Raw genomic sequence first — 24,516 nt, forward strand, 5'->3', positions numbered from 1 at the left:
AGGCTTATTTTAAGCTTTTAGAAATATATTATACATAAGTTGTACAATGATTATATTTTGTGAAATGGTTGTGAATTTCCTATATACTGAGAGCTCCCTTAATTTGAACTTTTTCCTGCATTATGAATTGATATAGCTTTCTAAATAATAGAAAAACTGAAAACGTACGCATCCTTGTGAAAAACATGATAAAATAGACTATATAGAGCTTGAAAAGTATGTTGAGATGGACCATTTTTTCATCTTATCAAGGAGGATTTATATTGTCATTTTTAAGAACGGTCACAGGTGTTTGGAAAAGTCATGAGGAAACGAGTGAAAAGCCCAAATTAGAAGGGTTAAATACGAGATATTATAAGAAAAGTCGTGAAGCTGTTATTGAGCTTATTAAGAAGACGATTCATAATAATAAATTTGCAAATTGGAAAGTGACAAATGTTGATGAAGAACGTGGTGAAGTGGTGCTTGAAAAACAAGGAGTATCAAAAAGCATAATGGTTATTACTGTCTTTAAAATCACTCCAATTAAATCAGCTGTTGATGTGTATTGTTCCAAACAAGGCTCATTTGGTGATTTAGGGAGTAGTTATAAAAACATTCTTCTCTTCTTCAAAGCACTTCACACAGAAATTCAGCCAGAGGATCAGAGGTAAGCTTAAAAAATATAAGAAAGTAGGTTTGGTTTACGTGACAGAAAAATGGTTAGTTGGTGTAGATGTTGGTGGAACAACAGTGAAGATGGCTTTCTTTACTCAAACAGGTGAAATGATAGCTAAATGGGAAATAGATACCGTGACAAAAGAGAATGGTAAACATATTCCACGTGACATATCAGATTCGATTCAGCGTAAATTAGAAGAATTAAAGCAATTAAAAGACAACGTTATTGGAATTGGAATTGGAGCTCCAGGACCAGTTAATTTCGAAAATGGAGCCATTGAGGTAGCTGTAAATCTCGGTTGGGAGGATTTCCCATTAAAAGAAATGTTAGAGAAGGAAAGTGGACTACCAGTTGTTGTTGACAATGATGCAAATCTTGCTGCTTTAGGAGAAATGTGGACAGGAGCTGGAGAAGGCGCAAATGATTTAATTTTTGTAACACTCGGTACAGGTGTTGGTGGAGGAGTAATAGTAAACGGGAAGATTGTACATGGGAAAAATGGCGCAGGTGGAGAAATTGGGCATGTGACATCAGTTATTGAAGGAGGAGCTGCATGTAATTGTGGTAAGAACGGTTGTTTGGAGACAATCGCCTCTGCAACTGGTATTGTTCGATTGGCAAATGAGCAGTTGCAAACCAAACAAGTAGAAAGTTCCATGAGAGATTATTATCTTGAACATAATACGGTCACAGCCAAGTTAGTGCTTGATGCTTTTAAAGAAAATGACCCAATAGCTAAACAGGTTATTGAGTATGTTTCTTTACATTTAGGACTTGCCTTAGCTAATTTGGCGAATGGCCTTAATCCAGAAAAGGTTGTCATTGGTGGTGGCGTATCTAGAGCTGGAATTGCGTTGTTAGAACCGATTCAAGAGCAGTTCTCTCGTTTTGCTTTTCCAAAAGTATTAGAGGCAGCCGAATTAACCATTGCTTCTTTAGGGAACGATGCAGGAGTTGTCGGTGGAGCTTGGTTAGCCAAGACGAAACTAGGATAAGTAGTTCTTATGATAAACTAAAGGCTTGAGAGAAGGTTTCTTCTCTCAAGCCTTTTTAGTACCATAAATTATTTAATTCTTAGTTCACTTTCTGCATCAAAGAAATGAATTTTGTTCATATCTAATGCTAATTCAACTTTCTCTCCCATTTTCACGTCAGAACGTGCATCAATACGAGCAATGAAGTCTTGACCAGCTACTTTTGAATAGAGGTAAGATTCTGCTCCTAATAATTCAGAAACGTCTACAGTGGCCGTGAATTTAGAGTCAGGAGATGATTCTAAGAATAACAGTTCATCATGAATATCTTCAGGTCTTACTCCTAGGATCAATTCTTTGTTTAGGTAATTTTTTTCTTTTAACGCTTTTAGTTTACCTTCTGGAATTCTTACTTGTACATTGTCACCTAACTGGAAGAAACCATCTTCAGTAATCGTACCTTTTAGGAAGTTCATTGCTGGTGAACCAATGAACCCACCAACAAAGACGTTGTCCGGATTGTCATAAACTTCTTTTGGTGTCCCTACTTGCTGGATAATACCGTCTTTCATAATAACGATACGGGTTGCCATTGTCATTGCTTCAGTTTGGTCATGCGTTACATAGATCGTTGTTGTTTGTAGACGCTTGTGTAATTTTGTGATTTCTGCACGCATTTGAACACGAAGCTTTGCATCTAAGTTTGATAATGGTTCATCCATTAAGAAAACTTGAGGGTCACGAACAATTGCTCGTCCTAAAGCGACACGTTGACGCTGACCACCTGACATTGCTTTTGGCTTACGATCAAGCATTTCAGTAAGACCTAGTATTTTAGCTGCATCCTTTACACGTTTATCAATTTCTTCTTTTTTAAACTTACGTAGTTTCAAACCAAACGCCATGTTATCGTATACATTCATGTGTGGATAAAGAGCGTAGTTTTGGAAAACCATTGCAATGTCACGGTCCTTTGGTGCGACATCATTGACACGACGTTCACCAATATACAGGTCACCTTTAGAAATATCTTCAAGACCTGCAATCATACGTAAAGTTGTAGATTTTCCACAACCAGATGGTCCGACGAAAACAACAAACTCTTTATCTTCTATATGCAAGTTGAAATCTGTAACAGCAGTTACATCTCCGTCATAAATTTTGTAAACGTTCTCTAATTTAATTTCACCCATTATTATCGCTCCTTTAAGTCTTTGATATGACCTAAGTATAACTTTTGGAACCGTTTTCGTATACGGTAATAGTGCATAAAAAAAGATGCACTGTATTTGTGCACAGTGCATTAATGGATGTTCCTTTCTATTAACAATGCCAAATAAATCGAAACAGCACTTCTAAAATGACGAATATCGATCCCTGTTTTTTCTATAAACTTATCAACTCTGTATTGCATTGTATTTCGATGCAGAAAAAGTTTTTTAGCAGCATGAGAAATATTCATATTGCAATCCAAATACACTTTAATGCTATGAATCAATTCACGTTCCTCTATAATTTGGCTTAATGTTTGGTCGGTAAATTTCTGCAACGTGACCGGGGGCGCTTCCCCAATTAATAAAAACGGTAGTTCTTCTTCCCCTTTATAGATAGGTTTGTTGACGAGTTGTTTTACAATTTGAAACGTTTCTCTTTCCAATTGATAACGACTCTTAGCCTCAGTAAGGGCCACATTACCAATGCCAATGTACAAGGATATTTCAACAAAAAAATCACTTGCAACCGTATCAACAATTGATTCAAATAAATGTTCAACAGTATCTGTCATTTTCGGTTCCAAATCAATAAAAACTCCAGAAAATGGATTTTCCCAAATAACAATCGTTTTTGCGGGGAAGAAACTTTTTAAAACATCCGTAAAAGTATCCCATTCTTGTAGTTCTTCTTTCAATTGAAAATGAATAAAACGGAGGTTTTCATTAAGTTGGTCATCATCGCGAATGTCATTGCCTTCAAAAAGCAAAGTAGCCCACCATGATTCTTCGGCGTTTCTGGGGGCAAAGTCGCGTTGTTCTTCAATAGGGTTAAGAAAAATTCGTAACATGTCAAGTTCTGACTTATGTATTTCATTAATGGGAAATCCAATCACTATATTGTCTGGTGTTTGGAACCAATGGTAGTTACGATTTGTTGTGTTTCGGTCAGGACTAACTGTAAATCGATCCCCAAAATGGGCTCTTAGTTTATCAAGCATTCAATTATTAATTCCTTTCAATGAAATGATGTGTTAAGTATAACAAATTAGCTTGGTCAAGTTAAATAAACAAAACTGAACGTATAAGATAAGAACTTCCTCTGCTTCTCATACATACAAATAAGTAGAAATGCGTTTGAAAGGGTTGAGCAAAATGAATAAAGAGCTAAACCTTCTAACGAATGGATTGATGCTGATTGGCTCAATTTTCTTCTTAATCGGATCTTGTTTGGCTTTTAAAATAGCCTGGGACAAAATGTGAAGCATACAGTTATTAATGTAGCATAAAAGCGCCGTTATAGAGGCGCTTTTATCTCTTTTTATCACTTATACCAACTAGCACCTAGGATAATGAGCAAAATGACAAGCACCACGATTAAGGCGAAGCCAAAGCCAAAACCAGAACGAGGTGCTGGGGGATAACAATATCCACCGTACCCGCCATATCCTGCGTACCATGGACTATAGTAACCCATCACGACACCACCTTTCAGGAGGGTTACTACACACTATGCATATGCCTTGAATCATGAGCTAGGTATGTGTGGAATTTTTCTTAATAATGCAGCAACTAATAAAAGGAAAATGTTAGAAATCAATTTAGTAGTCTGTTATGATAGTAAACAAAAATGTCAGAATGGGGAAGGCTATGTGGGTTAATGATTTCATTGTATATATCATGGTCCTATTTCTTTGTTTAGGGGCAATCGATAAACTATCGGGCAATAAATTTGGTCTTGGACAGAGCTTCACGAATGCTTTTTATACGATGGGGTCCTTAACGCTTGCAATGGTTGGAATTGTTTCATTGGCACCTGTTATTTCAGCCATTTTAACACCTATTATCTCTCCTGTTTATAGTTTAGTGGGAGCAGACCCTGCAGCATTTGCTAATACAATATTAGCACTTGACATGGGTGGATATGCTCTGGCAAAAGAGATGGCGCTAACGCCTGATGCTGAACTGTTTGCCTGGGTTTTTCTTGGTACAATGATGGGGCCGACCATTGTTTTTACCATTCCTGTTGCTTTAGGGATAATTGAAAAAGAAGACCATCCTTACTTTGCTAAAGGAATCCTTCTTGGGATCATTACGGTGCCAATTGGCTGTTTAGCAGGAGGGTTGATTGCGAACCTAGATCTTATGATCGTCCTCAAAAATTTAATTCCAACAATTGTCTTATCACTATTCATTTCACTTGGTCTTTGGAAGAAAACAAGTATGATGATTAAAGGATTTCAATACTTTGCAAAAGGAATCGAGAGCATCGCGATTATTGGTCTTACAGCGATTATTATTGAAACATTAACAGGATTTAGCCTGATTCCCAATATGACTCCTATTGATGAAGGAATTAAAATTGTCGGGATGATTGTTATCGTATTAGCAGGAGCTTTTCCGTTTGTTACGTTCATCAATCTAGTATTTAGTAAGAAGTTAAAGAGTGTGGGCTCATTATTGAAAATAGATGAGAAGGCTGCTGCTGGATTAATTGCATCGTTAGCTCATGTTATTCCAATGTTAACTTTACTAAAGGAAATGAATTCAAGAGGCAAGGTATTCAATGTAGCCTTTGCCGTTAGTGGAGCGTTTGTAGTAGGAGGGCACTTAGGGTTTGTTGCAGGGTTGCAAAAAGAGATGGTGTTTGCAATGGTGGCAGGGAAGCTGATATCTGGTATTTCTGCTTTAGTATTAGCTCATTTTGTCATGAAAAAGGAAGATATGTATTGACTTTAGAGCATGTGAGCTCATCTGATCAGACGCTGCATTTGTTTGGATTTTTTATGTATGATACGATTTTAAAGGAACTCTACCAAATGTCAGAACTAGGAGAGAGATTTATGTTAGAAAAGGAACAAATAAAAAAACAGATGTTAGAGGGATTTTTGTTCAGACATGCAACGAAAGAATTCGATTCCGACAAAATCATTTCAGATGAAGACTTTCAATTTATTTTAGAGGCAGGAAGATTGTCACCAAGTTCTATCGGACTTGAACCTTGGAAGTTTGTTGTTTTGCAAAACAAGGAAAAGAGAGAAAAATTAGCAGAAATAGCATGGGGAGCAAAAGGTCAATTGCTGACAGCTAGTCATTTTGTTATTATTTTGGCGCGTACAAGTAAAGATGTTACATATAATTCTGAATACATTACAGATCATTTTAGAACCGTAAAAAAAGCTCCAGAAGAAATTGTTAAGGAACTTCCAGCACGATATCAACATTTTCAAGAGAAGTTTGGGGTGCTTGATAATGAGCGTACGATATTTGACTGGTCTTGTAAGCAAACCTATATAGCTTTAGGGAATATGCTAACGGCCGCTGCTCAAATTGGCATTGATTCTTGCCCGATGGAAGGTTTTCATTATGAAAAAGTGCACCAATTTCTCGATGACCAAGGATTATTAGAAAATGGTCATTTTGATGTTTCTGTGATGGCAGCTTTTGGTTATCGAAAAAACGAGCCACGACCAAAAACAAGAAAGTCATTAGAAGATGTTGTTACTTGGCTCACGTAATGTTTTTAAAAAGGGGTGTCCCAAGGTCAGATGAGACCTTCGGGAACAACCCTAAACTAATTGTTTTAGCTGAGCAAGGATTGCTGCAAAAGACTCTTCGTTGTTCACCTTTCGAAAAGAGGAAAATGGATTTCTCTTTTCTTCTAATCGCTGTATAACAGCTGGGACAGTAAAAGCACTTGGAGTCAAGGTCTCAGTGATTTCATCCCAATCTAATGGGGTTGCAACAAGGCCCTTCTCGTTTCCTCTTGTAGAATAAGGAGCAACAATGGTTTTTCCTTCATCATGTTGAATATAATCGAGATATAATTTGTTGTTTCTATTTTCTTTAACCGTTCGGTTGTGAATAAATCTGGCTGTTGTTCACATAAGAACTGACAAACAAATTGAGTGAATATTCTTGTCTCTTTATACGTAAATCGGTCTGTTGGAAGGGGAATATAAACCTGTAACCCTTTGCCACCAGAAGTTTTGACAAATGAAGTAAGTTTAAATTGATCAAAAATTACTTTCATCTGTTTGGCTGCAATAATGGCTAATGAAAATTCTTCGACAGAAGGCGGATCTAAATCAAAAACGATTTCTGTAGGGTTAACGGTGTATCTGGTTTGAAAAGGAATATGTAATTCGAGTGCAAGCTGATTTCCTAACCACAAAAGGGTTTCCAAGTCATTACAAACAATATAGTTAATATCTTCAACGGTTTCCGTTTGAATAAAATCTGGTGCGTATTCGGGACAATGTTTTTGGTAGAAGCTTTCACTTCCCGATCCATGTGGAAAACGAATGACGGTTAACAACCGGTCTTTTAAAAATGGCAATAAAAATGGCGAAGCTTTCTGTAAGTAAAGCAAATAGTCATCCTTTGTCACGCCAATTGCTTCCCAAAGAGGCTTGTCTGGATTTGTTATATGAATGTGATCTGGTATTGGATGTAATTGGCGTTGCATGTTTTGCCATGTGCAATTTTGCGGGTCCTCATGGAATTGAAAAGCGTGAAACCTAGGTTCGCGTAATTGTTTTCCATCAAAGTCAATGCAAGCAATAGAGACACAAATGGAGGGTGGTAACTCCCATATATGGTTAGAAGTGTTTGTACCATTCGTTTGGAAAAAAGAGAACAATGTTTTTTCTTCATCTGTTGTCAACCCATGTCGGAAGTTAACAATTTCCGTTAGCCTCTCACCTTGATAAATGGCTCCATGAAAATATCCATTGGTTTTATCATACTTGGTTAAAATGACGGACACGTATCGATAATTTTTTATTTTCAACCAATTTCCTGTACGTTTTGCTCGTTCCCACTTACTATTCAACCTTTTGGCGACAAGACCTTCTCCGTTGTACGTAACAATGTTCGACCAAAGTTTTTTTGCATCGTTGCTCAAATCGATGACTTGTAAGCGTCGATCATCCTCATAATTTACAGTAGATGGCAAATTCTGCTTATGAAAAAGAGAATACAATTTCTCTTTTCGAACGTCTAACGTTAAATGTTCAAGTAACTCACCTTTTTGTTCAATTAAATCAAAGCTAATAAAATGACATGGAAATTCGGCTGCATGTTTTTTGATAACGGTCTGGTTTTTCATTCTGCCTCTAACCTGAACAGTGTGGAAATGACTTTGATAATTATTTACTAAATGAACGATTTCCCCATCAAGTGTAAGGGGAAGTTGGTCTTTTATTTGTGGAAACATGTTTTTGCAATAAGCAATAATTTCAGGAAATTGCTTATTTAAAATGTTCCCCGTGCGACTAATCAATGTTGGTTCAGGGTCATACCAGTGCAACAAACAACGAAAGCCATCATACTTTGTTTCGTATATCCAGCCTTCTTCAATAGGTATTTCAAGTGCAGGTGTTAAGAGCATTGGTTTCACGTGGGCCACTCCTTTTTCAAACAACCGACTAATAGTTAAGCTGTAACAAAATTGCAGTCGTCATACATAATCACCATAAAATAATTGCACATTAAGAAAAAAAGTAGGTGATCGTTATGCATACCGTTTGGAAAGGGAGCATTAGTTTTGGACTAGTAAACATTCCAATTAAACTTCATACCGCAACGGAAAACAAAGATATTAAGTTGCGTCAGCTTCATAAAGAATGTCATACCCCGATAAGCTATCAAAAGATTTGTCCAGGGTGTGAAAAAGAAGTAACAAACGAAGAGATCGTCAAAGCATATGAATATGCCAAAAATAAATTTGTCATCTTAGATGACGAAGACCTAGAAAGGCTAAAAAAAGAAAATGAAGACAAAGCAGTTGAAATTGTTGATTTTGTGAAGTTAGAGGAAATTGATCCGATCTACTTTGAAAAAAGTTATTTCATCGCACCAGATAACGGCGGGGCAAAGGCGTATTCGTTATTAAGAAAGGCTTTAACTGAGTCCGGAAAAATTGGGATTGCTAAAATCATTATTCGTTCAAAAGAACAATTGGCTGTTGTACGCGTATATAAAGAAACACTTTTGATGGAAACGATTCATTTCCCGGATGAGGTTCGTAACGTTCAAGACGTCCCTAATGTTCCTAGCGAGCAACTAGTGGAACAACGGGAATTAGATACAGCTCTTATGCTCGTTGACCAATTAACAACCACTTACGATCCTGAAAAATATACAGATGACTACCGAACAGCATTAATGGAATTGATAGAAGAAAAGAAAACAGGCAAAGAGACAGTCACAGCAACAGAAAAAGAGCCTGCACCTGCTTCAAACGTGACAGACTTAATGTCTGCCTTGCAAGCATCTCTTGACAAAACAAAAACAAAGAAACCGACAACAAGGAAAAAGAAGGCCGTTACTGCCAAAAAAGAACCAGCAGAAAAAGCAACATCAGCTCGAAAAAACGCATAACCTGGAATGAAGAAGAGGTTCGAATTTAGAATCTCTTCTTCTTTTATGTAAAAGGAAATCGACAAATGTCTTTAATTCTATAGAATTACTAAGGGTTTCTATAGTAAACTAGTTCTATTAACTAATTTTGTTAGTAGAAGGGATTCAATTATATGAAATTAATCACAAAGCTAATTCTTGGTTTAGGGTCTATTTTCGCTATCATCCTGTTACTGAGTACAACGCTTTTTTACACACTTACTGAACAAAATACTTATATTCGTGAAATTGTCGTTGAAGATCATGAGAAAGTTATGTTAGCAGAATCGTTAAAAAATCACACGAGTATGATTGCGCGAGAAACAAGAGATCTGCTCTTACTAGAAGGAGATGAACCACGGGTAGCGGAAAAAGTGGTATCCATCCGTGAAACGATTCATGATAAGGTGATTCTACTTGATACGATACAGCAAGTGTCAGCGGAAGAAGAATCAAGGGCTTCTCTTTCATCTGTCCGAAGTCTTTCTAATGCTTATGACGACATGATTGAAACTGTCATTTCGTTAGCCTTGTCGAATAATGTAGAAGAGGCGACAAACCATTTACTAAGTGACAATCAAGAGTTGCGTAGAGCAATGATTGCAGAAGTTGACGTATTTGTTGAACTGGAAGAAACGAAGATGTTAAGTCGTCTCGCTGAGGCTGAAATGGCTTATGAAAATTCAGTACGCTTCTTGGTCATTTTCACTGTCATTTCGCTTATCTTGATGGCGATTATTACTTATTTAATCATTAAAAATATTAATTCTAGCATCAACAGTGTGCGCAAAGTTATTACAAGTGTAAATGAACATTCTCTAGAGGAATTACCTCGAATAGAAATTAAGTCTAAAGATGAAGTTGCGGATATCGCAATTGCTTATAATACGATGGCTGACTCTTTGGAGAAAATATCAAAACAAGAAAAACAATTCGCAGAATCGTTGAAGGAAGAGAATTGGATTAAGACTCGCTTTGCTGAAATAACCATGAAGTTTCAAGGAATAAAAGAATTAAATGAATTTGGTGCTGTATTTATTACAAATGTTTCTCAATTTGTAAAAGCTACATATGGTGTTGTTTATATAAAAGAAAATGGAAACACATTAACAAAGATTGCGGCCTATGCTAGTGATGATTCAGATGTTGGTACAAAGAAAATACATCTTGGTCAAGGGTTAGTAGGACAGTGTGCAGCTGACAATGAAAAGATGGTACTCGATGCGTTACCAGAAGGGTATGTTTCTACTCGTTCAGGATTAGGGGAGGGGAGTCCGACTTCATTAATTCTATTACCAATACAACTAGAAGGTGATGTAGTGGGTGTATTAGAATTAGCTAAATTTGAACCCTTTACACAATTAGAAGTAAGAATCCTTGATCAATTAACTCAGTCTTCAGGTTCGAGCATTGAACGTATTTTAGATCATATGAAAATTGAAGAACTACTTGCAGAATCCCAAACTCAATCAGAAGAGTTGCAAACTCAGTCAGAAGAACTTCAACAACAACAAGAAGAACTTCGATTAATTAATGAACAATTGCACGAGCAGTTTAAACAATCCGATGAGAAAAAGCAAGAACTTGAAGGAATTAGAAAGGATTTAGAAGAAAAAAATCGAAATATAAAACTTGGATCAAGATATAAATCGGAGTTTTTAGCAAACATGTCACATGAGTTACGAACACCACTTAACAGCATGTTAATCCTCTCGCAACTATTATCAGAGAACCAAAATGGAAACTTAACGGATAAACAAATAGAACATGCATCTACAATTTATTCGTCAGGGAAAGACTTGCTTGAGTTAATCAATGATATTTTAGATTTATCCAAAATTGAATCAGGGAAAGTTGAAGTGTATCCAGAAGAAGTACTTATTAGTGACATTAAAGCCTTTGTTGAGAGACAGTTTGAACCAATTTCTGCTCAAAAAGGATTAGATTTTTCTATTAGAGTCGAGCCTGGAACACCGTCCATTATTTATACAGATGACCAGCGTCTCAAACAAATATTAAAAAACTTGCTTTCGAATGCGTTTAAATTCACAAGTGAAGGAAAAGTAGAGTTGTATTTACAGAATGGAAAGGAAGCAGAAGGAATAAAAGTAGCTTTTTCTGTTATTGATACTGGTATTGGTATTAAAAAGGAAAAGCAACAAAGTATTTTTGAAGCCTTCTATCAAGAGGATGGGACGATTACTCGTAAATATGGTGGAACCGGTCTTGGATTATCTATAAGTAGGGAACTATCAGAATTATTAGGTGGTCGTATTGAAGTTGAAAGTATTGAAGGCGAAGGTAGTATTTTTACGTTACACTTACCAGATTTTGATAAAGGATCTGAACACGTTCAAGCGGTTTTAGATGAAGTTGCCGTCACAGTCGAGGAAGAAGAAGTCTTAAGAGAAGTGCAAATGAATGAAACAGCGAAAGTGAGTGAAATTGAACGAGCCAATTTCAATGACGAAGATACTGAAAAGGAGCAATTACAAAACAAAACCGTACTGGTTGTAGATGATGATATGCGAAATGTATTTTCATTGACGGCCGCTTTGGAAATGCAAAATATGAATGTGTTGTTTGCAGAAAATGGAAAAGAAGCGCTTGATGCATTACAGGAGCATTCTTCAATTGATATTATTTTAATGGATATTATGATGCCAGAAATGAATGGATACGAAGCCATGCAAGCTATTCGTGAAAATCAAGAGTGGGAACACTTGCCCATTTTAGCATTAACGGCAAAAGCGATGAAAAACGATCGCGAAAAATGTATTGCAGCCGGAGCTTCGGATTATATTAGTAAGCCGGTTAATATGGAGCAGCTATTATCGTTGATCAAAGTATGGCTCCATAAATAGTAAGTAAGAGTGAATGGTCTTAACCAAAGTATGGAAAAGAAAAATGGAATGAAAAGATGCAATCAATTGATAAGCGGAGTGAACAGGTAGGCATCGTCAATGTTCTACTCCGTTCCATAGTTCCAATCCCTTTTCCGCAGAAAAGAGGAGTAGAAACAGTATGATGAACTCACTTCAGACTGAGTCTCAAACGGAAAGAATACAAGAAATTGAACAAATAGAAATTAAATTATTGCTTGAGGGCATTTATGAAACATATGGATATGATTTTAGAAACTATGCGTATTCGTCGATTAAAAGAAGAGTTTGGTATCGAGCTCAAATTGAGAATGTGAATACCATTTCAGAATTTCAAGCTCGTGTTTTATATAAACCTGAACTGATGCAGCAATTGCTTCGTGACTTTTCAATCAATGTTACAGAGATGTTTCGTGATCCGAGCTTTTTTAAAGCCTTCCGTACTGAAATTGTTCCTGTTTTGCAGAAACTTCCATTTATTAGAATATGGCATGCGGGATGTTCCTCAGGTGAAGAAGCGTATTCAATGGCGATCCTATTATGGGAAGAGGGGCTTTATCATAAGACAAAAATTTATGCTACTGATATGGATGAAGACATTATTGAAAAAGCCAAAAAAGGAAAGGTTTCTCTTGAACAGATGCAACTTTACACAAAAAATTATCAACAAGCTGGAGGGAAGAAGGAGTTTTCTGAATATTATTCCGTTGAGGATAACTATGTTGTGTTGCATCCATTTCTAAAAGAAAATATTGTTTTTGCTCATCATAACTTAGTTACGGACCACTCTTTTAATGAGTTTCACATGATAGTCTGTCGGAATGTATTGATTTATTTTAATAAAAAGTTGACCAATAGAGTGTATGATCTATTTTATGATAGCTTGAGTGATAAGGGGTACCTTGGACTTGGATCAAAGGAATCAATAAGTATGTACAGCTCAGCTGATCTGTTTGATGAAGTGAATACAAAAGAGAAAATCTATAATAAAAAGTCAAAGGTGAAATAAAGGGGTATTTCTATGTCTTCTACTGACAAAGTAGCAATATTAATGGTTGATGACCGTCCAGAGAACTTGATGGCTTTAGAAGCCGTACTAGAATCGGAACATTATTTGTTAGTCGGTGCGAGTTCTGGTGAAGAAGCTTTAAAAAAGGTATTACAATATGACTTTGCTGTCATTTTGTTAGATGTTCAAATGCCTGGTTTAAATGGGTTTGAAACGGCTGAAATTATAAAAAAACGTCAAAGTTCAAGCCATATTCCAATCATATTTATAACGGCATTAAGTCAAGCTAATGAACATGTATCAACTGGTTATTTAACAGGAGCCATTGATTACATCTTTAAGCCATTCAACCCTGTCATTCTCAGAAGCAAGGTTGAATCTTTTGTGAAAATATACCGAAATCAAAAAGAGATAGAATGTAAAAATGCTCAATTAGAAAAAGAAGCGTTAGAATTGCAAAAAAAACAAAATAACTTAGAGCAAATAATCGAGGAAAAGACAAAAGCCATACGAATTGCCAATGAAGAACTTCAAGTTTCACAGGAACGGTTTCGAAAGATCTTTCAATTGAGCCCAAATTTAATGGCTATTCGCTCTTTAATTGATCGGCGCTATATTGATGTGAATCATAGTTGGTTTCAGTTTAGTGAATATACCCACGAGGATTTAAAGGAAAAGCATGATGATTTATTGAACATTACGCTACATACAAAGGATTTGCATTCAATTCATATTCCTGTTGATTTATGTGAGAATCTCTATAATAAAGAAGTGGCTTACACGACCAAGCTTGGTGTTAGACGTGAAGGACTATTGTCGACGGAGACAGCTATTATAAATGGAGAGCCTTGTATTATTAGTACGATTACAGATATAACAGAAAAGGTTCGATTGGAAAAAGAAGTGTCTCGTTTGGACCGGTTAAATTTAGTAGGGGAAATGGCAGCTGGGATCGCTCATGAAATACGTAATCCGATGACAACCGTTTTAGGATTTTTGCAGTTAGCGAAAAATCAGAATAATGAACCACAGCCGGACGAATACATTGATCTAATGATTGATGAATTGCATCGAGCAAATGGAATTATTACAGAGTTTCTGACGTTAGCAAAAGATAAAGCAAATAATCGAAGAGAAAAAGATCTCAATTCAATTGTGAAAACATTGCATCCTTTACTAAGAGCAGAAGCCTTAATGAATAACAAAGAAGTTCTATTAGAATTAGAAGAGTGTCCTCCCCTACTTTTAGATGAAAAAGAAATAAGGCAATTAATTTTAAACATTGGTTTAAACGGATTAGAAGCCATGGATGCAGGTGGCTCGTTGAAAATAAGAACGTATACTGAAGAGGATACCGTCATATTAAAAATTTCTGATAATGGTCCTGGTATTCCAGCAGATGTATTGGAAAACATCGGTACACCCTTTTATACGACTAAGGATGAAGGAACTGGATTAGGCCTAGCAATTTGCTATAGTATTGCTTCAAGGCATCAGGCAACCATTGACATAAAAACCACTAAGCAAGGGACTGATTTTATTATTTCCTTTCAAGCAATTAACGTTGAGACGAAGCCTGCTTTTAATCGACTTTTATAAAGGATTTTAAAAAAAGATGTTTCATTTTCGAGTAAATAGGGTAATAAACGAATAACCAAATCGTTTTTACTGGAGGAATTCGTTAATGAATGAAAACGTAAAATATTCACACCTGCGAAGATCAGTAGAAAAAAAACTTACGAGAAAAACAAGTGAAAAGGAAAGGTTATTGATCAAGTGGATGATCGATAAATCAATAAAAAATAAGGAAATTTCACACACATAATCTTCATGATGCTACTACATACATAACGATTCACACAATCCCACCATTTCTGTGATAATTCGCTGGAATTGATTCATACTAATTGGAGAAAAAGAAGGAGGGATTGTATTGAAACAACAAGATAAAAATTCATATCAATCTTCAGAAGAAGTAGCAGCAAATTCGTATCAACCTTCTGATTACAAAAGCTCAAAAGAGGTTGAAAAGGGTTTAGCCATGACACATGAACAAGTCAGCGATACTTACGTTGAAGGGACCATTGATGGTCAGATAAATGATTATGAAGGACAGAATATCGATCTAAAGCAACAGAGTTATGAAAAAGATGTTTTTAAAAAAAGATAATGTTTTAGAGAGAGGATACAACAAAGACTTCCCTTTTGTATCCTCTTTTGTATTACTTAAATAGTTTCCGAATAGCTTTACCTGAAGCGCGCCCTGCAACTCGACGACCAATACGTTTTCCTACCTTGCCTTTTCGAACAGCGTCGATATCATTCCAAATGCGTAATATTTTGTAAATGGAAGATTTCAAACTCATGGAATCCCTCCTTTTTTCTGTAAGTGTACCATAGAAAATGAATGATACTTCTTTCTTATTTTCTTAAAAGAAGTATAGCTCATTCATATTGAGTCACATTAAAAGGAGAATGAGGAATGGAGGGATTTGTTTATGTTTAAGAAAAAACAGAATCGATCCAAATCACAACTTATGGTTAGTTCAATGATTGGTGGTGCACTTGGTGCCGCTGGAGTTCTCTATATGAATAGTGAACGTGGAAAAGAGTTAAAGCAGAATCTTGAGAAGACATTACATGGTTCTGAAGGGGCCATATCCGACTCTCTTTTAGAACTTGCAAAAGAATGGGCCAATTTTGGAGATGTAGTTAATACAACATCACAAACTCAAAAGGATTAAGCGAGCATTAAGGGGGGCAGGATTGTTTGCCTTCCTTTTTCTGGTCTTTTTTCATCAACATTATTACATAGTTAATTGCTGTACCACTTTATTGTACGTGTGATAAAATGAACATGAAAAAGGTGGGATCAGCATGGAATTTGATAATTGGAGATGGGACGTATTTGTTCGATCTTTAGAAAGAATACAGTGGAGTGATATTGGAATTGCAATCGCCATTTTCTCGGTATTCTTACTGTTTAGGAAAATTTTTACAACATACATATATAAACTTATTTTAGCGTCATTAAGAAAGACGCCAACCGATGTTTTTTCTAATGTACTCCTCTCATTTGAGAAACCACTCCGGGTATTTTGGGTAGTCATAGGTACCTATTTAGCACTCGTCTATTTACCGTTTCATATTACAACGATTGAATTTGTTGAGCATCTTTATCGATCGATTATCATTATTTTGATTGGTTGGGGAGCCTATAATTATACATCTCAATACTCGATGGCGCTAATTAAATTTGCAAGAAATGTGGACATTGATGAGGAAAGCATGTTAGTTCCTTTCCTATCGAAAATATTACGATTTGCTGTTATTGCGCTCGTGATTGTCGTGGTCGCTAGCGAATGGGGATATGAAATCAGTGCATTCATTGCAGGGCTAGGTTTAGGTGGACTAGCCTTTGCCCTAGCAGCTCAAGATACAATTGGAAACTTTTTTGGTGGAGTCATTATCATAACAGAAAAGCCTTTTTCCAAAGGAGATTGGATTCAGACTCCTTCTGTTGAGGGGCTGGTCGAAGATATTAATTTTCGAAGCACTCAGATCCGAACGTTTTCTGATTCAATCGTAACAATACCGAACTCTACATTAGCGAATGAACCGATTACAAACTGGTCAGAGATGGGAAAACGCCGAGTTTCGTTCTCTTTAGGAGTAACATATTCCACGTCTCAAGAGAAGCTTGAAACATGTGCTAGACGTATTGAATCTGTCTTACGTTCCCACAATGAAGTGGATCAGGAATTAATTATGGTTCGATTTAGTGAGTTTAACAATTCGAGCTTAGATATTTTTATATACTTCTTCACAAAAACAATTGCCTGGGTAGAGTGGTTTCGTATTAAAGAAGAAATTAATTTTGAGATTATGAAAATCTTAGAGGAAGAACAAGTATCTGTAGCCTTTCCGAGTCGGAGCATCTATATGGAGCGTGACAAACCCCTATCTGAAAATGAATTTGAGATAATGAAAAAAGAGAGCTCAAGCGAAAGCTGAGCTTTTTTTGTGCTCATAAAGAATGGCAGTTTGTTGCAACATAAGGAGAGCAACTACGTTAGAAAGGAAGGGATAATAGCTTGAAAAATTTAACAGTTACCTATAAAATATCGGTGGTAATAGCTCTTATATTTGTTATATGGGGCGCGTTGTTTCCAGAACAACTTGGTAATATAATGGGCATTGCACAAGCTTTCTTCTTGAGTGCTTTTGGGTGGTTTTATAATTTAGCTGCCACATTCTTTTTAATTTTTTCTCTCATTTTAATCTTTAGTAAGTACGGAAGAATCAAGCTTGGAAAAGATACGGATAAACCAGATTTTAATCGTGCTACATGGTTTGCTATGCTGTTTAGTGCAGGAATGGGGATAGGGCTTCTCTTTTATGGTGTTTCTGAACCAGTGTCCCATTATGCAACTCCTCCAACAGGGGAAGGCAGCACAGAAGCATCGGCTTTACTTGCCTTACGTTATACGTATTTGCACTGGGGCTTTCATGCATGGGCTATCTATGCCGTTGTTGCCTTAGCACTGGCCTATTTTAAATTTCGTAAAGATGCACCTGGTTTAATGAGTGCTACTCTACACCCTGTATTAGGTGATCGAGTGAAAGGGCCAATTGGGTATACGATTGATATTATTGCGGTATTTGCAACCATTTTTGGTGTATGTGCATCACTCGGTTTAGGAGCCCAACAAATTAATGCAGGCTTAGGATATTTAATCGGCATTCCGGTTAATTTTACTGTTCAATTAATCATTATTTCGATCATAACGGTTCTCTTTATTATATCGGCTACAACGGGTATACAAAGGGGAATTAAGTATTTAAGTAATACCAATATGGTACTAGCCACACTCTTGCTTATTGGAATGCTCATATTAGGTCCTACCTTGTTCCTGTTAAACTTGTTCACACATACAATGGGTGAATACATTCAAAACTTGCCACAAATGGGTTTAAGAATTTTCCCATTTGATGAACAACGAGCGGCTTGGACTCAAGGCTGGACTATTTTTATTGGGCTTGGTGGATTTCTTGGTCTCCTTTTGTCGGGATGTTTATTGCTCGAGTATCAAGGGGAAGAACGATTAGAGAATTTACCATTGCGTCCTGGTCGTTCCTACCATCGTTTGTGCTTTTTGGTTTTGCGTCTTTGGAGGGACTGGAATAAATCTTGATTTACTTCACGGAATTGATGTTGCAGGACAAAGTTTAGAAACAGGTTTGTTTTTTGTTTATGAACATCTACCATTTGGTGGATTTCTCTCAATTATTACAGTTTTACTCATTACAACATTTTTTATCACATCGGCAGATTCAGCGACATTTGTGTTAGGAATGCAAACAACGGAAGGGGATATGGATCCGTCCAACTGGATCAAAGTGTCTTGGGGACTTATTTTATCGGCATCAGCCATTGTCTTAATGGCTTCAGGTGGTTTGCAAGCTTTACAAACCGCGATCATTGTAAGTGCGTTCCCTTTAACTATTGTTCTTTTAGTAATGAGTGTAGGGATATTAAAAATATTTAAGACAGAATTAGGAGGATTTAAACGAACAAGAAAGAATGAATAATATAATGACTCCAGGCATGTAATAAGGTGTCTGGAGTTTTTTTGTGTGAAGCAATGAATTGACAAGGTAAATCATTTTTTTAAACTGATACGGTTATTTTATTTCTTATTCGTCAAAACTTTTACTACTCCGATTATATGAGGTGTTCAAATGAAGGCAATTATATCCATCTTTCTTCTTTTAGTGTTAGTAGGGTGTGGACAAGTGTCTGGTGAAATGACATTAGAAGAAATAAATGACAGTCAATCTGTAACATCAGCGAACAATAATGAACCTTTTTTATCATTTCGCTGGATTGAAAAAGGTTATGATGGCACATTCGTACCGATAAAAAATAAAGTTGATCAAAGTTCTCAAGAAATTTACCAACAATTCGGAGACCCGATTTCAAGAGGACATTATGAAGGTGGGATCTATTGGGAATATGATCAAGCAACTTATTTTTTCAATCCAGATACGAATCGATGTGTAGCAATTGCCATAAATATAGAAGAACATAATATTACGAGTGAAGAGATGAAAAGGCAATTAGGTACTCCAGATCAAAGTGAAATGAATGAAATGGACGGATTTTGGATGTATATTTATCAATTAGGAGAATATGAACTTTTGTTTGAGACAGAACAAAAAGAAGGACCGTTGTTGTATGCTTGGCTAAAGAAGACATTATAAAATGAAGTTGAAAGAGTTGCGAAAAAGGGTCAAACACCCCTTTTTAGCAACTCTTTTTTGGTTTAAATGAGCTTTTTTATTAAAATTTTCTAAAAAAAAGAAAAAAATGGTTGCAAGCAAAACACATCTGTTATATTATAATTTCATAAGTTACAAACTGTATTAATACAGAAGGAATTGAAAGGGGGAAACATTTTGAGTCAGGAAACAAAGCAGGAGTTTCAGCTTCGTGCTGAACTTGAACCTGAATTTAAAGAAATTTTAACAGAGGATGCTTTATCGTTTGTGGAAGGGATATGTCGCTCTTTTGAGGTGCGGCGTCAAGCGCTTCTTAAGAGAAGGCAAATTCGTCAGCAAGAAATCGACAATGGGGTGTTACCTACTTTCCTTGAGTCAACGAAACATATTAGAGAAGCTGATTGGAAGATTGCGCCACTCCCAAAAGACTTACAAGACCGTCGCGTCGAAATTACAGGACCTGTTGAGCGTAAAATGGTTATCAATGCTCTGAACTCAGGTGCCCACGTTTTTATGGCTGACTTTGAAGATGCAAATGCTCCAACTTGGAGAAATACGATCCAAGGACAGGTGAATCTTCGAGATGCTATAAGACGGACGATTACTTTTAAAAATGAAAAAAATGGAAAAACCTATCAATTAAATGAAAAGACAGCAACACTCGTTGTGAGGCCACGAGGATGGCATCTAGAAGAAAAAAACATAACATTACATGGTCAACCGGTATCAGCAAGTTTAGTCGATTTTGGATTATACATGTACCATAATGCAGAGGAGTTACGTAAAAGGGGAACAGGACCTTACTTCTACTTGCCGAAAATGGAAAGTCACCTTGAGGCAAGGTTGTGGAATGATGTATTTGTGTATGCACAAAAAGAACTTGGAATCCCTAAAGGGACAATCAAAGCAACGGTTCTAATTGAGACGATTTTAGCGTCATTTGAAATGGACGAAATTTTATTTGAACTAAAAGATCATTCAGCTGGATTGAATTGCGGAAGATGGGATTATATTTTTAGTTATTTAAAGCGCTTCCGCAATCACCCAGATGTCATTTTGCCAGATCGGGCACAAGTGACGATGACATCACCTTTTATGAGAGCTTATTCGCTTTTAACGATTAAAACATGCCATCGAAGAGGAGCTCCGGCAATTGGAGGAATGGCAGCACAAATTCCTGTTAAAGGGGATGAACAAAAAAATGCCGAGGCATTTGAGAAAGTTCGCCTTGATAAAGAAAGAGAAGCGCGAGATGGTCATGATGGAACATGGGTTGCACACCCGGCACTTGTACCAGTTGCAAAAGAAGTGTTCAATCAATATATGCCAACACCCAATCAAATAGATAAAAAGAGAGAAGATGTAGAAGTATCTGCAAAAGATTTAATCGAAGTGCCTAATGGGTCAATTACAGAAGAAGGACTTCGAATGAATATCAGTGTAGGGATTCAATATATCGCATCATGGCTTAATGGAAATGGTGCTGCTCCAATTAATCATCTTATGGAAGATGCCGCAACAGCTGAGATATCAAGAGCTCAGGTATGGCAGTGGATTCGTCATCCAAAAGGCGTTCTTACAGACGGTAGAAAAATTACGAGAGAATTAGTCGACCGCATTCAAGAGGAGGAAATGTTTACAATGCGGTTCGATCTTGGGGAAGAAAGGTTTACAACTGGAAAATTTGCTGAGGCTTCTGAGTTGTTTACGACATTAATTGAAGAGGACGAATTTGTAGAGTTCCTAACATTACCTGGTTATCAACTATTAAACTAATAAAAAAGAAAAGAATGGGAGAGATGAAAAATGACAAAAGAATCAAGACAATTAGAAGCAAGACAGTTGGAGAAAAAATGGGGAGAAGATCTTAGATGGAACGGAATTGAAAGACCTTATTCACCTGAGGATGTTATTCGTTTAAGAGGATCGGTTCAAATTGAACATACGCTAGCCAAAAGAGGAGCAGAAAAACTTTGGAGATTAATGCATGAAGAAGATTATGTTAATGCGCTTGGTGCCTTAACAGGCAATCAGGCAGTACAACAAGTAAAGGCGGGATTAAAGGCCATTTATTTAAGTGGATGGCAAGTAGCTGCAGATGCCAATTTAGCTGGGCAAATGTATCCAGATCAAAGTTTATACCCTGCCAACAGTGTTCCGAGTGTTGTAAAAAGAATTAACCAAGCCCTTCAACGTGCCGATCAAATTCAACATATGGAAGGGGAGGGAGACATTGATTATTTCGCTCCAATTGTAGCCGATGCAGAAGCTGGATTTGGTGGACAGTTAAATGTATTTGAATTAATGAAAGGGATGATTGAATCAGGTGCAGCAGGAGTTCACTTTGAAGACCAACTTGCATCTGAGAAGAAATGTGGACATTTAGGAGGAAAGGTTTTAATCCCGACGCAGACAGCTGTTCGTAACTTAACAGCAGCCAGGTTGGCAGCTGATGTTAGTGGGGTTCCAACGATCATTATTGCTCGTACGGATGCGGATGCCGCTGACTTAATTACAAGTGATATTGACCCAGCTGACCGTCCATTTATTACAGGTGAGCGTACACCAGAAGGGTTTTATCGAACAAATGCAGGGATTGATCAAGCAATTGCAAGGGGTCTAGCTTATGCACCTTATGCGGATCTAATCTGGTGCGAAACGTCTAAACCTTCATTAGAAGAGGCAAAGCAATTTGCAGATGCTATTCATGCACAGTTCCCTGGAAAAATGCTTGCTATAATTGTTCCCCATCTTTCAATTGGGAAGCAAATCTTGATAAGGAAACAATTGAAACGTATCAAGTGGAACTAGGGAAAATGGGTTACAAATTCCAATTTGTTACACTTGCAGGATTTCATGCTCTTAATCATAGCATGTTTGAACTTGCTCAAGGGTATAAAAACAGAGGGATGGGTGCTTATTCTGAATTACAACAAGCGGAATTTGCAAGCGAATCAAAAGGTTACACAGCAACTCGTCACCAACGCGAAGTAGGAACAGGTTATTTTGATGAAATTTCACAAGTTGTATCTGGTGGAACATCATCAACGACTGCCCTTAAAGGGTCAACAGAAGAAGCGCAATTTCAAAAACAAGTATAGGGATTAAATTTAAGCCTCTGCATTTTTTTGCAGAGGCTGTTATATTACAGGTTTGGGATGTGTTGGTTGTGGTATAAAAGTATGAGTGTGTTATCAAGCTAAGATCATCCTAATTTGAAAAAAATTACCTTATACCTCTTTAACTTAAGTATAATAAAGAAATAGACAAACATGCTCAGGAGTTGGAGAGGTTACGTATGGAAATTTTTATTCAAGTTGTTTTTCCAGTCTTATTAGTTTTTCTAATTGGGTTTCTAGTTCAAAGATGGAAAAAGGTAGACATCAAACCGATCTCAACCGTTGCCATCTTTATTATGACCCCCTGTTTGGTATTTCGCACGTTTTATCATTCTATACTAGATATTCAAGCTCTGTATATGGTTTTCTTTGCCGTTATTCTACTGATTGCCTTAATTATACTAAATAAGATTTATGTAAAAATCCGAAAGTATGATCAATCAATGGAGAGCGGTTTTATTCTGTCTACTGCTTTTATGAATTCTGGTAATTACGGGGCACCCATTATTTTATTTGCTTATGGTGAAGTGGCATTCGCTTATTCCGTTATGTTTTTAGTATTGCAAGCAGTTATAATGAATTTTTTTGGGGTATACTATGCGGCTAGAGGGAAAGCGGGTATTAAAGTCGCTATTAGAGAAGTGTTAAAAATGCCCGCTACTTATGCCGTAATGATTGGATTGTTGTTAAAATTGTTCAACGTTACAGTGCCAGAAAATTTAATGTTAACCGTCGATATAATTGCCGAGGCAGCTATACCAACAGTCATGATTATATTAGGGATGCAACTAGCTAGAATTCAATGGGGGAATTTTGAATGGGGAAATGTGATGTACTCGACAATTGTTCGGCTATTTCTTTCGCCGTTGATTGCATATGGTATTACGCTACTTTTTCCAATGGATCCTTTAATGGCAAAAGTGTTAATTGTGTCAGCAGCCATGCCTTCAGCAGCAACCATTGTGATGTATGCTGTGCAATTTGATTCTCATCCTAGGTTAGTGTCTAGTGTTACGTTAGTGACAACAATCATTAGTGTTGCAACCATTACTATTTTATTAATCATCTTGGGTTAGTCTGCTGAATACAAGTTGAAGAAAATACGCTTTCTGATTGCAATTTGTCACGTAAATCATTATCATAATGAAGAGATTGTTTAGAAAGGTAGGAGAACAAATAATGAAAATGATGGATGCAAACGAGATTATTCAATTTATCTCACAAAGTGAAAAGAAAACACCAGTAAAAGTACATATTAAAGGTGACTTAGAGGGCTTGAATTTTGGAGCTGATACAAAGGCATTTATTACTGGTTCTGTAGGAGTATTATTTGGTGAATGGAGCCAAATTGAATCTGTCTTAAAGGAAAATGAAGCGAAGATTGAAGATTATGTTGTAGAGAATGATCGTCGCAACTCCGCAATTCCACTTCTTGATATGAAGAACATTCAAGCGCGTATTGAGCCAGGTGCTGTGATTCGTGACCAAGTTGAAATTGGAAACAATGCCGTTATTATGATGGGAGCAAGTATCAATATTGGTTCGGTTATCGGTGAAGGAACTATGATTGATATGAATGTTGTTTTAGGCGGACGTGCAACAGTAGGGAAAAATTGCCACATCGGTGCAGGCTCCGTATTGGCTGGTGTGATTGAGCCACCTTCTGCAAAACCTGTTGTTGTTGAAGATGACGTTGTTGTTGGTGCAAATTGCGTTATTTTAGAAGGTGTAACGGTTGGAAAAGGAGCCGTTGTCGCTGCGGGAGCAATTGTTACAGAAGATGTTCCTCCAAATACAGTTGTTGCTGGTACGCCAGCACGTGTTATTAAGGAAATTGATGAAAAAACAAAAGGTAAAACGGAAATTAAGCAAGAACTTCGCCGTTTGAACGAAGATAGATAATAATGGACAAGCAGCTTTGTTGTAAGGGGAATCCTTTCGGCAAAGCTCTTTCCATACTTAGACTGAAAGGGGAA

Annotated in this window: 18 protein-coding genes and 4 pseudogenes; 17 read left to right on the forward strand and 5 right to left on the reverse strand. The window is 36.8% G+C overall.

Annotation, left to right across the window (positions count from 1 at the left end; all coding sequences use genetic code 11):
• The first annotated feature begins 263 nt into the window (after positions 1-263).
• Together JCM9140_RS02745 and JCM9140_RS02750 are read left to right on the forward strand one after the other, a co-directional pair.
• Positions 264-653 carry a hypothetical protein gene (locus tag JCM9140_RS02745; protein WP_052002019.1) on the forward strand — a complete coding sequence of 130 codons (390 nt, stop codon included), beginning with the start codon at positions 264-266 and terminating at the stop codon, positions 651-653.
• Between the two features lie 34 nt (positions 654-687).
• On the forward strand, positions 688-1,656 hold the full coding sequence (locus JCM9140_RS02750) for an ROK family glucokinase (RefSeq protein WP_034742010.1): 969 nt from the start codon (positions 688-690) through the stop codon (positions 1,654-1,656).
• 68 nt (positions 1,657-1,724) lie between these two features.
• Here JCM9140_RS02750 and JCM9140_RS02755 read toward each other — a convergent pair whose 3' ends face one another.
• From JCM9140_RS02755 to JCM9140_RS22920, 3 genes are all read right to left on the reverse strand, one after another.
• Positions 1,725-2,828 carry an ABC transporter ATP-binding protein gene (locus tag JCM9140_RS02755; RefSeq protein WP_034742013.1) on the reverse strand — a complete coding sequence of 368 codons (1,104 nt, stop codon included), beginning with the start codon at positions 2,826-2,828 and terminating at the stop codon, positions 1,725-1,727.
• A gap of 110 nt (positions 2,829-2,938) precedes the next feature.
• Complete coding sequence (locus JCM9140_RS02760) at positions 2,939-3,847, reverse strand: PucR family transcriptional regulator (RefSeq protein ID WP_034742016.1); 909 nt, start codon at positions 3,845-3,847, stop codon at positions 2,939-2,941.
• A 323-nt stretch (positions 3,848-4,170) separates the two neighbouring features.
• Positions 4,171-4,323 carry a YjcZ family sporulation protein gene (locus JCM9140_RS22920; protein WP_081727538.1) on the reverse strand — a complete coding sequence of 51 codons (153 nt, stop codon included), beginning with the start codon at positions 4,321-4,323 and terminating at the stop codon, positions 4,171-4,173.
• Positions 4,324-4,496: 173 nt separating this feature from the next.
• Here JCM9140_RS22920 and eutH point away from each other — a divergent pair, with 173 nt between their 5' ends.
• Together eutH and JCM9140_RS02770 are read left to right on the forward strand one after the other, a co-directional pair.
• Positions 4,497-5,579, forward strand: coding sequence for an ethanolamine utilization protein EutH (gene eutH / locus JCM9140_RS02765; RefSeq protein ID WP_034742019.1), 1,083 nt, complete (start codon positions 4,497-4,499; stop codon positions 5,577-5,579).
• A 110-nt stretch (positions 5,580-5,689) separates the two neighbouring features.
• Positions 5,690-6,364, forward strand: a complete 675-nt coding sequence (locus JCM9140_RS02770) for an NAD(P)H-dependent oxidoreductase (protein WP_034742100.1) — start codon at positions 5,690-5,692, stop codon at positions 6,362-6,364.
• 51 nt (positions 6,365-6,415) lie between these two features.
• Here JCM9140_RS02770 and JCM9140_RS02775 read toward each other — a convergent pair.
• Positions 6,416-8,247 (reverse strand): annotated as a pseudogene (locus JCM9140_RS02775) (DNA ligase D).
• Positions 8,248-8,363: 116 nt separating this feature from the next.
• Here JCM9140_RS02775 and ku point away from each other — a divergent pair.
• The 5 genes and pseudogenes from ku to JCM9140_RS25100 form a co-directional block, all read left to right on the forward strand.
• A complete protein-coding gene (ku, locus tag JCM9140_RS02780) occupies positions 8,364-9,230 on the forward strand; it encodes a non-homologous end joining protein Ku (RefSeq protein WP_034742021.1) in 867 nt (288 codons plus the stop codon).
• Between the two features lie 152 nt (positions 9,231-9,382).
• Positions 9,383-12,112, forward strand: a complete 2,730-nt coding sequence (locus JCM9140_RS02785) for a response regulator (protein ID WP_034742025.1) — start codon at positions 9,383-9,385, stop codon at positions 12,110-12,112.
• A gap of 163 nt (positions 12,113-12,275) precedes the next feature.
• A complete protein-coding gene (locus tag JCM9140_RS02790; RefSeq protein WP_034742103.1) occupies positions 12,276-13,139 on the forward strand; it encodes a CheR family methyltransferase in 864 nt (287 codons plus the stop codon).
• A gap of 12 nt (positions 13,140-13,151) precedes the next feature.
• Positions 13,152-14,738: a response regulator gene (locus tag JCM9140_RS02795; protein WP_034742027.1), complete on the forward strand. Its 1,587-nt coding sequence runs from the start codon at positions 13,152-13,154 to the stop codon at positions 14,736-14,738.
• Positions 14,739-15,072: 334 nt separating this feature from the next.
• Positions 15,073-15,240 (forward strand): annotated as a pseudogene (locus JCM9140_RS25100) (YozQ family protein); the annotation flags it as partial.
• 121 nt (positions 15,241-15,361) lie between these two features.
• Here the strand turns inward: JCM9140_RS25100 and JCM9140_RS23505 are convergent.
• Positions 15,362-15,505: a hypothetical protein gene (locus JCM9140_RS23505; RefSeq protein ID WP_166485446.1), complete on the reverse strand. Its 144-nt coding sequence runs from the start codon at positions 15,503-15,505 to the stop codon at positions 15,362-15,364.
• A 132-nt stretch (positions 15,506-15,637) separates the two neighbouring features.
• On the opposite strand from JCM9140_RS23505, the gene JCM9140_RS02805 reads away from it, so the two are divergent.
• The 8 genes and pseudogenes from JCM9140_RS02805 (at position 15,638) to dapD (ending at position 24,442) form a co-directional block, all read left to right on the forward strand.
• On the forward strand, positions 15,638-15,883 hold the full coding sequence (locus JCM9140_RS02805; RefSeq protein ID WP_034742033.1) for a hypothetical protein: 246 nt from the start codon (positions 15,638-15,640) through the stop codon (positions 15,881-15,883).
• Between the two features lie 133 nt (positions 15,884-16,016).
• A complete protein-coding gene (locus JCM9140_RS02810) occupies positions 16,017-17,153 on the forward strand; it encodes a mechanosensitive ion channel family protein (protein WP_034742037.1) in 1,137 nt (378 codons plus the stop codon).
• Positions 17,154-17,233: 80 nt separating this feature from the next.
• Positions 17,234-18,731 (forward strand): annotated as a pseudogene (locus JCM9140_RS02815) (glycine betaine uptake BCCT transporter).
• 150 nt (positions 18,732-18,881) lie between these two features.
• The gene (locus JCM9140_RS02820) at positions 18,882-19,403 is read left to right on the forward strand and encodes a DUF4309 domain-containing protein (protein WP_034742039.1); all 522 of its coding nucleotides are present in this window, start codon (positions 18,882-18,884) and stop codon (positions 19,401-19,403) included.
• A gap of 195 nt (positions 19,404-19,598) precedes the next feature.
• Positions 19,599-21,197 (forward strand): malate synthase A, encoded by a 1,599-nt coding sequence (aceB, locus tag JCM9140_RS02825; RefSeq protein WP_034742041.1) that lies wholly within the window; start codon positions 19,599-19,601, stop codon positions 21,195-21,197.
• Positions 21,198-21,227: 30 nt separating this feature from the next.
• A pseudogene (gene aceA, locus JCM9140_RS02830) lies at positions 21,228-22,522 on the forward strand (isocitrate lyase).
• Positions 22,523-22,719: 197 nt separating this feature from the next.
• Positions 22,720-23,616 (forward strand): AEC family transporter, encoded by an 897-nt coding sequence (locus JCM9140_RS02835; protein ID WP_034742044.1) that lies wholly within the window; start codon positions 22,720-22,722, stop codon positions 23,614-23,616.
• Positions 23,617-23,719: 103 nt separating this feature from the next.
• Positions 23,720-24,442, forward strand: a complete 723-nt coding sequence (gene dapD, locus JCM9140_RS02840) for a 2,3,4,5-tetrahydropyridine-2,6-dicarboxylate N-acetyltransferase (protein ID WP_034742047.1) — start codon at positions 23,720-23,722, stop codon at positions 24,440-24,442.
• The last annotated feature ends 74 nt before the right edge of the window (positions 24,443-24,516 follow it).

This window comes from Halalkalibacter wakoensis JCM 9140, assembly GCF_000513095.1.
Classification (GTDB): Bacteria; Bacillota; Bacilli; order Bacillales; family Bacillaceae_D; genus Halalkalibacter; species Halalkalibacter wakoensis.